We start from the raw sequence: 11,836 nt of genomic DNA, 5'->3' as shown, positions 1-11,836 counted from the left end.
AATGGTGTTTGAGCAGATTTATGAATGGATACGGAGCATCGCAGTCTGTCTCGTCGTGATGACGGCTGTGCTCCACGCGGTCCCCGGAAAGGACTATGTAAAATATATCCGGTTTTTTACCGGGCTTGTGCTCATCATTCTTATGTTTACACCGCTTCTCAAGCTCTCGGGAATGGAGCAGCGCTTCCGGACAATCTGGGCGGATGAGGAGTACAGGATGAACCGGAAAGAGATCGAGGACGCGGCCGGGAGATATGAGAAACTGGAATCCGAAATTCTGTTTCCTGAGGAAGTTGTGGGCGGGGAAAACGGGAGCGGGGACGCCCCATCTTCCGGGAACGAAAGTGAAGCGCAGGAAGGGAAGATAGAAGTGGAGGAGATCGTGATTGGAGAATAAAAAGTGGAAAGATCTGATAAACGGCATCCGTTCTGGAGAGAAGCTGCCGAAGAAAAATCAGCTTCTTGTGATTTTCCTGATCGGCCTCCTTCTGTTTGTCATTGTTTTTCCGGTGCCGGACAGCAGCAGTATAACAGGCGGCACCGTTTCGGAAAGCGCCGGGGAGGAATCCGGAACAGGATCAGGAACCGCGTCCGGGACAGGCGGAAACAGCGGGGATGCAGATGCCTATGTCAGAGAACTGGAGAAGCGGACGGAGAAAGCTCTTACCCAGGTGGAGGGCGTCGGGGAAGTAACTGTTATGATCACACTTAAGTCGGGAGAGGAGAGTGTGATAGAAAAAGACCTTTCAAGCAGCAGCCAGACCACAGAGGAAGAGGACAGCGCCGGGGGAACGAGAAATACGGAAGACGGCACCTCCGAGAGCACAAGTGTCTATGAACAGAGCGCCGACGGGGCTTCTGTTCCTTATGTAAGCAAGAAACTTTCTCCGGAGATTGAGGGCGTGGTCGTGATCGCCCAGGGCGGAGGAAACGCGGTCGTGGCAGCCGATATTACGGAGGCGGTTCAGGCATTATTCGGCGTGGAAGCGCATAAGATAAAAATAATGAAACGGGCGGATACATAGAAGGAGGATGGAAAGTGAAACGACTGTTCAAAAAGAATCAGATCATCATCGCCACGCTGGCTGTTATGATCGCCGTAGCCGGATATCTGAATTATTCCGGCAGACTTTTCGGGGAGGAGACTGACGGGACAGAGGAGGCAAACGCAGATCTGGCCAGCCAGGAGCTGCTCGATATCTCCGAGGAGGATCTTGAAACGTCAACGGAAGATATTGTGAGCAATGACTCCGAGGTGGAGGGAACTCCCGGAGAGGCAGTGCTCACCGGAGGGACTGCCGAGACGACCGTCGCGCAGGCCAAGGTGACAAGAGAGCAGGTGCGGGCACAGAACAAAGAAACGCTTCAGGCGATCATTGACAACACAAACCTGACGGAAGCCGAAAAGCAGGACGCCGTGGCCCGCATGACGGAGATCACAGAACTTGCGGAACAGGAAGCTGCGATTGAGACGCTGATGGCCGCCAAAGGATTTTCGGAAGCTGTGGTAAGTCTTGACGCGGATTCGGCGGACGTTGTCGTGAAAGCCGATGAGCTGACAGACGCGAACCGGGCACAGATTGAGGATATCGTTACGAGAAGAACAGAGGTTGCCCCGGAGAATATTGTAATTACTCCGATTCACGAGTGAAGCGCATTTTTGCATATCGGTGCAAAACCATTTCTGCCGTAACAGTTCAGCCGTCCGGCATCAGAAAACGGATTTGTTTCTGCATAAGAATCCGCTGACTGATGTTTGGATGGCTGAACTGTTATTTTCTGATTATTTTCTGACCTTTTTTCTGCATAAAACTGCTTTCTTCATGGAATGTTTTGTGATAGAATAGTAAAAGTTGCAGCCAGAAGGTATGTTTTCATGGAGAAAAAGGAATATGAAAAACTTCAGAAAGAAAATTTCAGCGTTTCTGTTTGCGGCTGTTCTTGCAGGGGCTTCGCTCAGTGCGGCTGCAGAAGAACTGCCTGTGGAGGGAATATCATCAGAAGAAGCATCCGCTGTAGAAGAACTGTCTCAGGACGGGGCATCAGCGGAGGCGGCAGCAGCTGCAGAGACGCAGGTTACAATCTATCACACAAATGATACTCACGGTTATCTTGAAGGAGACGGAGAGAGCATCATCGGCCTGCCGCTCGTAGCGGGACTGAGAAATGCGGATCCGGATTCCATCCTTGTGGATGCGGGAGACGCGACCCAGGGACTTCCGATCGCCTCGCTTACAAAGGGGAATGATGTGATACGTCTTATGAATCTGGCGGGATACGATCTGATGGTGCCGGGAAACCATGAGTTTGATTTCGGCACGGACGCGTTCCTGACCAATGCAGGACTGGCAGAGTTTCCGGTTATTTCATCGAATATCTACAGAGGAGGCAGTCTTCTCCTGTCCGGAATACAGGAAGGAAACAGCGGATGCCATACGATTATAGAAAGAAACGGCGTGAAAGTGGGTTTCTTCGGTCTTACAACGACAGAAACAGCATCGGCGACCAATCCGGAAGGAATTCAGGGACTTGAGTTCACAGACGAGATCGAGGCTGCAAAGCAGGAGATCACCCATCTGGAAGAAGCAGGTGCGGATGTGATCATCGCAGTGGGACACCTGGGAGACGAGACGGCGGGTGCGCCGTGCACTTCCACAGATCTTGCAGAGGCGATGACAGGGGAGTTCTACGGCGATCTTGACGTGATTATCGACGGCCACAGCCATACGGTGGAAAATGCGGAAGTCAACGACGTGCTGATCGTACAGACAGGCACCGGATTAAATGCGCTTGGAAAACTGACAGTAACGGTTTTGGCAGACGGAGAAGTAGAGGCGGAAGAGTCGCTTCTTAGCGTGGCGGACTTCGCTGATGTAACGCCGGATGCCGCGACTGAGGAACTGCTTGCGCAGATCAGTGTGTCCCAGGATACCATGCTGGGAGAATCTATCGGACAGACTGCGACTACGCTCTGGGCCGGCTGGATCGGACAGGCTGCGCCGACACGCTTTGTAGAGACAAACTACGGAAACCTTGCGGCAGATGCGTTTGCAGATGCCGGAAGAACCATGCTTGCCGCATCGGGCAATGCGGACATGCCGGTTGTCGGAATCGAAAACGGCGGCGGAATCCGGGCGGCAGTGTACAACGGCAATATCACGCTCGGCAGTCTTACGACGGCCTTCCCGTTTTCAAACACACTTTATATGAAGGTTGTTACCCCGGCGCTTCTCTATGATGTGATGGAAGTGTCCGGTTCGGATCTGGACGGACAGGATCCGGAGACTGGAATGCTCCTCCAGACAACCATATCTGGAGGATTCCTCCAGATCAGCGGTTTTAATGTAGTGTTCAATCCGGACGCGGAGGCGGGAAACCGTGTTGTCTCCATCACACTGGACGGGCAGGACACACCGCTTGACAGGGAAGATACCGAGACGCAGATCATGGTGGTCGGAAACAACTATATCATGAGCGGAGGAAACGATTACACCATGCTAGGCAGCCTGCCGAAATATGCGGAAGCCGGCGGAGAACTTGAGACAATCCAGTCTTACATTACGGCGAATGTGCAGGACGGTGTGCTTGCCGGATACCGCGGAACAGAAGGAAGAATTTCGTACACCGGAAGCGTATACAAGCCGAAAGATTACGAAGCGTCTGTTCTGATTAAGAATGAAGACGGCACTCCGTACGCAAACGGAGAGATCACATACCGCGTGGACGGCGGAGAGGGAATGAAGGGCACGACAGACGCAGACGGAATTCTGAAAGTGACTGTCTCAGACGGAGGACACGGAATCCGTGTGTCTGACAGCCAGAGCGAAGTCTACGTGGATAACTATACGGGAATCGGCATCGTTGTGGATGCGATCCGCGCAATGCCGGAACTTACGGTTCCGGAGGCAGGAAGCGAGATCCCTGTAACGGAAGAACCTGATCCGGAGCCGGCTCCGGATCCCGATCCTGACCCGGAGGAAAAGCCGGGGGACAATGTCACGGCAGATCCCGGCGAAAATGACGGCGATAAAGCATCAGACACAGGAAAAACAAAGGAGAACGGCAAAGCGGTTCAGACCGGCGATGAAGAGATCATGATGCCGGCGGCAGTTCTCCTTGCGGCGATGGCGCTCTCAGCCGGGGCTGCTGTGGCCGTATACAGAAAGAAACGAACAAAGGAGTCTATATGTCACTGATAACAGATGAGATAAAGAAACGAAGAACTTTTGCCATTATATCACACCCCGATGCGGGTAAGACTACGCTGACCGAAAAGTTCCTTCTCTACGGAGGCGTCATCAATCAGGCGGGTTCCGTCAAGGGAAAGGCGACCGCGAAGCACGCGGTTTCTGACTGGATGGAAATTGAGAAGGAAAGAGGTATCTCGGTCACATCTTCCGTACTTCAGTTTAACTACGGCGGCTACTGTATCAACATTCTTGACACGCCGGGCCACCAGGACTTCTCCGAGGATACGTACCGCACACTGATGGCTGCGGATTCGGCGGTCATGGTCATTGACGCGTCCAAGGGTGTGGAAGCGCAGACAAGAAAGCTTTTTAAAGTCTGCGCCATGAGACATATTCCGATCTTCACATTTATCAATAAAATGGACCGGGATGCCATGGATACGTTTGAACTGCTGGACGATATCGAAAAGGAACTCGGAATCCCAACCTGCCCGGTCAACTGGCCGATCGGTTCGGGCAAGGCGTTTAAAGGAGTCTATGACCGGAATAAAAAAGAAGTGGAGCTTTTTTCAGACACGAGAAAAGGAACGTCCGTGGGCGAAGTAAAGAAAGTGGACATCAACAATCCGGAGGTGGACTGGCTGATCGGAACTGAGGCGAAGATTGCGCTGGAGGACGAGATCGAACTGCTGGACGGCGCTTCCGCGGAGTTTGACCAGAGTCTGGTCGATGAGGGAAAGCTCTCCCCGGTATTTTTCGGGTCTGCTCTCACGAACTTCGGCGTGGAGACATTTCTTCAGCATTTCCTGAAGATGACCACGTCCCCGCTTCCGAGAATGTCAGACCGGGGCGAGATCGATCCGATGACAGAGCCTGATTTTTCTGCTTTTGTGTTTAAGATTCAGGCGAATATGAACAAGGCGCACCGTGACAGAATCGCGTTCATGCGCATCTGTTCCGGAGAGTTTAACGCGGGAATGAGTGTGTACCATGTCCAGGGAGGAAAGGAAGTGCGCCTCTCCCAGCCCCAGCAGATGATGGCGAGTGAGAGAAAGATCATCGACAAGGCGTACGGCGGCGACATCATCGGCGTGTTCGATCCGGGCATATTCTCGATCGGCGACACGCTGACAAACGCGAAGGAAAAGTTCGCCTATGAGGGAATCCCGACCTTCGCCCCGGAGCATTTCGCCCGTGTGCGTCAGGTGGACACGATGAAGCGGAAGCAGTTCGTAAAGGGAATCAACCAGATCGCCCAGGAAGGTGCGATACAGATCTTCCAGGAGTACAATACGGGAATGGAGGAGATCATCGTCGGCGTTGTCGGCGTGCTCCAGTTTGACGTGCTGAAGTACCGCCTGAAAAACGAGTATAACGTAGAGATTATCCTCGAGAATCTTCCGTTTGAGCATATCCGCTGGATCGAAAATGAGAATCCGGATCTGGATCACTTAAGCGGAACTTCGGATATGAAGAAGATCAAGGACTTAAAGGGCAGGCCGCTGCTTCTGTTTATCCATGAGTGGAGCATCCGCATGACGCTGGACCGCAACGAAGGTCTGGTCCTTTCCGAATTCGGACGCTCCTGAAGTTTCCCTTTGCAAACGGATTGATATTTGCTATAATGAGGAAAGAGATTAGACAAAACGGAGGTTTTGATTATGGCGAAGGAAGAACGAAACACCTATACGATACAGAACGAGGCAAGTCTTGGTGAAGTGAAGATCGCGGATGAAGTTGTGGCGATTATCGCCGCGCTTGCTGCGACTGAAGTCGACGGCGTTGCTTCGATGGCCGGAAATATTACAAATGAAGTGATCGGAAAGCTTGGCATAAAGAACCTGTCAAAAGGCGTGAAAGTCGATGTGCTCGAGGGCGTTGTGACAGTGTCTCTGGCACTGAATGTCAAGTATGATTACAGTATCATGGAAGTGACCGGCAAGGTGCAGGAAAGAGTCAAGAATGCCGTGGAAAACATGACCGGACTTGAGGTGGCTGACGTCAATATCAAAGTGGCCGGCGTCGAGATGGACAAACAGGAATAATTCCTGCCGGCAATCCAGGGATGTCGCAAGACATCCTTTTTCTATAATAAGACTGCAGGAGAAGGGGAATCCGGTTCTCGATGCAGCCGTGACAAGAACGAAGAGAGAAAGGAACCGTTATGATAAGGACAGAACTGCGGGAGCATATTTTTAAAATGCTGTTTCAGATTGAATTTAACGAGGCGGCGGATATGCCCGAACACATGCAATATTACTTTGACACGCTCGAGGACGCGAAAGAGTCTGACAAAGAGTATATCAGAAAAAAATATGAGGCTATCGTGCAGCGCGTGCCCGAAATCGACGGGATACTCAACGAAACGGTGCAGGGATGGAAGACATCCCGGATGAACCGGGTCGATCTCACGATCCTGAGGCTTGCCGTATACGAGATCAAATGGGATGAAGATGTTCCGGACAAGGTCGCCATCAACGAGGCTGTGGAGCTGGCAAAACGCTTTGGCGGGGACAGCAGTTCCGCGTTCGTAAACGGCGTGCTTGGCAGGCTGACAAGGCAGGAATCTGAAAAATGAAAAATGTATATACGGTCAGACAGGTAAATTCCTATATCAAAAATATGTTTGTGCAGGATTTTATGCTGAACCGGATCTATGTAAAGGGAGAGATATCCAACTGCAAATATCATACTTCGGGACACATATATTTCTCACTCAAAGATGAGTCCGGCACAATTGCCTGTGTCATGTTTGCAGGCTCGAGGGCTGGGCTTTCTTTTCGGCTTCAGGAAGGACAGCAGGTAATTGTCCTCGGAAGCGTGAGCGTCTATGAGAGGGACGGCAGATACCAGCTCTACGCGAAAGAGATCGTGCGGGACGGCCTGGGTGCTCTCTACGAGAAATTTGAGGCGCTGAAAAAAGAGCTGGAAGAGATGGGAATGTTCGCGCCGGAGTACAAGCAGCCCATTCCCCGGTATGTCAGATCTGTCGGAGTTGTGACGGCTCCCACAGGGGCGGCAGTCCGGGATATTATCAACATCGCGGGGCGGAGGAATCCTTGCGTCCAGATCATCTTAAGCCCTGCCCAGGTGCAGGGGGAAGGAGCGGCGGAAAGTATTGTATCCGCCATTCATGCCCTTGAGAAAACCGATGTGGACGTGATCATTGCAGGCCGCGGAGGCGGCAGTATGGAAGATCTCTGGGCCTTTAACGAGGAGGCCGTAGCCCGGGCTGTCTTCGAGTGCAGAATCCCGGTGATCTCGGCAGTGGGCCATGAGACGGATACGACCATCACGGATTTTGTAGCTGATTTAAGAGCGCCGACTCCGTCTGCAGCCGCAGAGCTGGCTGTCTATGATCTCAGGGAGGCCTTAGAGCGTATGAATGAGTACAGGCGGAAATTAAACCGCTCCATCCGTGTGTGTATCGATATGGAACGCGCACGGGCCGACCAGCTCGGCATGCGGCTTAAATACGCGCACCCGAGGCAGAAGTTAAGCGACAGCCGCCAGTACGCGGCGGATCTGGAAAACAGGCTGCGGCGGCAGATGGAAGAGAAACTGTCAGGGGAGAGACACCGGCTGTCTCTGTATGCGGAGAAGATGAAGGGGCTCTCCCCGCTTCTTAAACTCAGTCAGGGATTTTCCTATACGCAGACGGAAAACGGGCAGAATATAAAGAGTATCCGCCAGACCGGGCCGGGAAGCAGAATAGAGATCTATGTAAGCGACGGTGTGATTGAAGCCGGGGTGACTTCGGTCTCGCCGGTGAAATATCCGGATACGCATAAGACGGACTGAAAAAAAGGAGGTTCACTGTGGGAGAAGAAAAGACAGAGAAAAAAGAGAATCTCGAAGAGCTGTTCAGCAATCTTGAGGAAGTGATCCGGGAACTGGAAGAAGAAAACGGATCTCTGGAAAAGTCGTTTGATCTTTACAACAGAGGCATGGTGCTTCTGAAAAAATGCAATACAGCTATAGATGAAGTGGAGAAAAAGGTACTGATTCTGGATGAGGATGGAGAGACACATGAATTTTAAAGAAGAATATCAATCACGGGTCGAATATATCGAGCAGGTGCTGAACCGTTATCTTCCGGAGAAGGAAGGATATCAGAAACTGATTATGGAGGCTATGGAGTACAGCCTGATGGCGGGAGGCAAGCGCTTAAGACCCATGCTGATGCTGGAGTCATACCGTCTTTTCGGCGGGAACTCAAAACTGGTTGAGCCGTTTATGGCGGCGATGGAGATGATCCACACGTATTCTCTCGTGCACGATGATCTGCCGGCCATGGACAATGACGAGTACAGAAGGGGAAGAAAGACGACCCATGTCGTCTACGGGGAAGATATGGGGATACTTGCAGGAGACGCCCTTTTGAACTATGCTTTCGAGACAGCATGTACTGCCTTTGACCTGGAGCCGGAGAGCAGCCTGAAGATCGGACGGGCTCTTCGGATTCTCGCCCGTAAATCGGGAATCTACGGCATGATCGGCGGACAGGTTGTGGATGTGAAAGAGTCCGGAAATAAAATAACAGGCGAAGTTCTCGATTTTATCTACCGTCTCAAGACAGGCGCGCTCATCGAGGCAGCTGTCATGGTCGGCGCCGTTCTCGCCGGAGCGGGAGATGAGGAGACGAAAAAGATGGAGAGCGCGGCTTTGAAAATAGGTCTCGCATTTCAGATACAGGACGATATTCTCGATGTGACAAGCACAACGGAAGTGCTCGGGAAACCGGTGCACAGCGATGAGAAAAACGAGAAGACCACTTATGTAACATGGAAGGGGCTTGATGAATCCCGGGCGGAAGTGGAGAAACTCACAGAGGAGGCTCTTGAGATTCTCCGGGGTACGGGATATGAAAACGAATTTCTCACAGCGCTGTTGAAATGGCTTGTGTACAGAGAGAAATAGAAGACAGAGAGGGGGATCATTTATGGTACTGGAAATGATCCGGAAAGAAAATGATATCAAAAAGCTGAATGAAGAGCAGATCCGACAGCTTGCCGATGAGATCCGGCGCTTTCTTATCGAGAAGATCAGCGTTACAGGGGGGCACCTTGCGTCTAATTTAGGCGTGGTGGAGCTTACAATTGCCCTTCACCTAACGCTGAATTTCCCGGAAGACAAGCTGATCTGGGATGTAGGACACCAGTCGTATACCCACAAGCTTCTCACCGGGAGGAAAGAAGGCTTTGACCGGCTGCGCAAATACGGCGGAATGAGCGGATTCCCGAAGCGGAAGGAGAGCGACTGCGATGCTTTCGATACCGGACACAGCTCCACGTCTGTCTCGGCGGGGCTGGGCTATGTGGCGGCGAGAGAGCTTCTGGGAGAGAAACACACGGTTGTCTCCGTCATCGGGGACGGCTCTCTGACCGGGGGCATGGCGTATGAGGCGCTGAACAACGCATCCCGGCTTAAGAGCAATTTTATCATCGTGTTAAACGACAACAACATGTCAATCTCCGAGAATGTGGGAGGCATGTCAAAATATCTGAGCGGTCTGCGCACGGCCCAGGCATATACGGATCTGAAGAGAGGTGTTGAGGATACGTTAAAGCGCATCCCGGGAAAGGGCGATCAGATCGTAAACCAGATCCGAAGGACAAAGAGCGGGATTAAACAGCTTTTAGTTCCGGGCATGCTCTTTGAGGATATGGATATCACTTACCTGGGACCGGTGGACGGCCACGATATCCGGAATCTTGTCCGTGTGTTCCACGAGGCGAAGCGGGTGGACCACGCGGTGCTCGTCCATGTGATTACAAAGAAGGGAAAGGGCTATCCTCCGGCAGAGGAGAACCCGTCGCGCTTCCATGGCCTGGGTCCGTTCGATATCGAGACAGGAGAGCCGAAAGAGGAAAGCGGGCCGGATACCTACACGCAGGTATTCTCAAAAGTGCTCACAGACATTGCCCGCCACGATGACAAAGTAGTGGCGATCACAGCGGCCATGTCTGACGGAACCGGACTGAATACATTTAAAAAGTATTTTCCCCAGCGCTTTTTCGACGTGGGAATCGCGGAGGAGCACGCGGTTACTTTCGCGGCCGGACTTGCGGCAGGCGGCATGAAGCCGGTGTTTGCGGTGTATTCCTCGTTCCTTCAGAGGGCTTACGACCAGCTTCTGCACGATGTCTGTCTTCAGAACCTCCCGGTGGTGATCGCCATTGACCGGGCAGGACTTGTAGGAAGCGACGGGGAAACCCATCAGGGCGTTTTCGACCTGTCCTACTTATCATCCATTCCGAACATGACCGTTATGTCGCCGAAAAACCGCTGGGAGATGGCGGATATGCTCCGCTTTGCGGTAGATTTCCCCTACCCGGTGGCTCTGCGCTATCCAAGAGGCGGCGCGTATGAGGGGATGAAGGAGTTCCGGACGCCGATTGAGTACGGGAAAAGCGAGCTCCTGGTCGAGGAGAACGAAATCGCCGTGATCTTTGTCGGGCATATGGCGGAGCTTGCCGCGGATGTGCGGGACGGCTTAAAAGAGAGAGGATATGCGTGCAGCCTGGTCAACGCCCGATTCGTAAAACCGCTGGATAAGGAGATGCTCACCCGGCTTTCTGAAAACCACAGTCTGTTTGTCACAATCGAGGAGAATGTGATCACCGGCGGGTTCGGAGAACAGGTGCTGGAGTACGTCTCAGAGACAGGGCTGGAAGTTTCCGTGCGCAGTTTCGGCATCTCGGACGACTATGTGGAGCACGGAAGCGTGGAGCTGCTGAGAAAAGAAGTGGGACTGGACAAAGACTCGATTCTTGACGGAATTATAAAAAGTCTGAAATCAGAATAAAAAGGTAAAGTACAGAACAGGGAAAGGTAACATGAAAGAACGCTTGGATGTATTGCTTGTAAAAAGAAACCTGGCGGAGTCCAGAGAGAAGGCGAAGGCTGTCATTATGTCCGGAAACGTATTCGTGGACGGCGTAAGAGAGGACAAGGCGGGAAGCACGTTCGCACCGGAAGTGAATATTGAAGTCCGGGTACATACGCTTCCCTACGTGAGCCGGGGCGGCTTAAAGCTTGAGAAGGCTCTGGCCGTGTTTGACGTGGATGTGACAGACAAAGTGTGTACGGATGTGGGTTCCTCCACCGGAGGATTCACCGACTGCATGCTCCAGAACGGCGCGAAAAAGGTGTACGCTATCGATGTGGGGCGCGGACAGCTTGACTGGAAGTTAAGGAACGACCCGAGAGTTGTCTGCATGGAAAAGACGAACATCCGCTATGTGAAACCGGAGGATATCGGGGAGCCGGTTGCCTTCTCGTCGATTGACGTCTCCTTTATCTCTCTGACAAAGGTTCTCATGCCGATCCGCGATTATCTGACAGAAGACGGGGAAATCGTGGCGCTTATCAAGCCTCAGTTTGAGGCGGGCAGAGAGAAAGTCGGGAAAAAGGGCGTGGTAAGAGAAAAGAGCACACACAGAGAAGTGATCCGCAAAGTGATGGATTATGCGGTGTCCATTGGGTTCGACCTGCTGGCCCTTGACTTCTCACCGATCAGGGGGCCGGAAGGAAATATCGAATATCTGATTCACCTTAAAAAAAGCGGATGCGAGACCGGGAACAACTGCGGAATCGATCCTGATCTGACCGTGGATCAGGCGTTCGATACGCTTGCAAAGTGA

The 11,836-nt window shown here is 52.3% G+C and carries 12 protein-coding genes; all 12 read left to right on the top strand.

Annotated features, from left to right (window positions below; all coding sequences use genetic code 11):
* The first annotated feature begins 4 nt into the window (after nucleotides 1–4).
* The gene (locus tag LKD70_RS03340) at nucleotides 5–397 is read left to right on the top strand and encodes a stage III sporulation protein AF (RefSeq protein ID WP_227706635.1); all 393 of its coding nucleotides are present in this window, start codon (nucleotides 5–7) and stop codon (nucleotides 395–397) included.
* Nucleotides 387–1,025 (top strand): stage III sporulation protein AG, encoded by a 639-nt coding sequence (locus LKD70_RS03335; RefSeq protein ID WP_227706634.1) that lies wholly within the window; start codon nucleotides 387–389, stop codon nucleotides 1,023–1,025. Before LKD70_RS03340 ends, LKD70_RS03335 begins: the two co-directional genes overlap by 11 nt.
* A 14-nt stretch (nucleotides 1,026–1,039) precedes the next feature.
* A complete protein-coding gene (locus tag LKD70_RS03330) occupies nucleotides 1,040–1,651 on the top strand; it encodes a SpoIIIAH-like family protein (RefSeq protein WP_227706633.1) in 612 nt (203 codons plus the stop codon).
* A gap of 241 nt (nucleotides 1,652–1,892) precedes the next feature.
* Nucleotides 1,893–4,196, top strand: coding sequence for a bifunctional metallophosphatase/5'-nucleotidase (locus LKD70_RS03325; protein WP_227706632.1), 2,304 nt, complete (start codon nucleotides 1,893–1,895; stop codon nucleotides 4,194–4,196).
* The gene (locus LKD70_RS03320; RefSeq protein WP_227706631.1) at nucleotides 4,187–5,779 is read left to right on the top strand and encodes a peptide chain release factor 3; all 1,593 of its coding nucleotides are present in this window, start codon (nucleotides 4,187–4,189) and stop codon (nucleotides 5,777–5,779) included. Before LKD70_RS03325 ends, LKD70_RS03320 begins: the two co-directional genes overlap by 10 nt.
* A 72-nt stretch (nucleotides 5,780–5,851) precedes the next feature.
* Entirely contained in the window at nucleotides 5,852–6,235 is a 384-nt protein-coding gene (locus tag LKD70_RS03315; protein WP_227706630.1) for an Asp23/Gls24 family envelope stress response protein, read from the top strand.
* A 119-nt stretch (nucleotides 6,236–6,354) separates the two neighbouring features.
* Entirely contained in the window at nucleotides 6,355–6,768 is a 414-nt protein-coding gene (gene nusB / locus LKD70_RS03310) for a transcription antitermination factor NusB (RefSeq protein ID WP_227706629.1), read from the top strand.
* Nucleotides 6,765–7,991, top strand: a complete 1,227-nt coding sequence (gene xseA, locus LKD70_RS03305) for an exodeoxyribonuclease VII large subunit (RefSeq protein ID WP_227706628.1) — start codon at nucleotides 6,765–6,767, stop codon at nucleotides 7,989–7,991. Before nusB ends, xseA begins: the two co-directional genes overlap by 4 nt.
* Before the next feature lie 17 nt (nucleotides 7,992–8,008).
* Nucleotides 8,009–8,230 carry an exodeoxyribonuclease VII small subunit gene (xseB, locus tag LKD70_RS03300; protein ID WP_227706627.1) on the top strand — a complete coding sequence of 74 codons (222 nt, stop codon included), beginning with the start codon at nucleotides 8,009–8,011 and terminating at the stop codon, nucleotides 8,228–8,230.
* Nucleotides 8,220–9,110: a polyprenyl synthetase family protein gene (locus LKD70_RS03295; protein WP_227706626.1), complete on the top strand. Its 891-nt coding sequence runs from the start codon at nucleotides 8,220–8,222 to the stop codon at nucleotides 9,108–9,110. The genes xseB and LKD70_RS03295 overlap by 11 nt, the downstream gene beginning before the upstream one ends.
* 22 nt (nucleotides 9,111–9,132) lie before the next feature.
* The gene (gene dxs, locus LKD70_RS03290) at nucleotides 9,133–10,998 is read left to right on the top strand and encodes a 1-deoxy-D-xylulose-5-phosphate synthase (RefSeq protein WP_227706625.1); all 1,866 of its coding nucleotides are present in this window, start codon (nucleotides 9,133–9,135) and stop codon (nucleotides 10,996–10,998) included.
* A gap of 31 nt (nucleotides 10,999–11,029) precedes the next feature.
* Entirely contained in the window at nucleotides 11,030–11,836 is an 807-nt protein-coding gene (locus LKD70_RS03285; RefSeq protein WP_227706624.1) for a TlyA family RNA methyltransferase, read from the top strand.

The sequence above is a fragment of the Ruminococcus turbiniformis genome (assembly GCF_020687545.1).
Lineage (GTDB): Bacteria > Bacillota > Clostridia > Lachnospirales > Lachnospiraceae > Mediterraneibacter > Mediterraneibacter turbiniformis.
The sequence above is the reverse complement of the archived record's forward strand: the minus strand, read 5'-3'. Positions and strand labels throughout refer to the sequence as shown.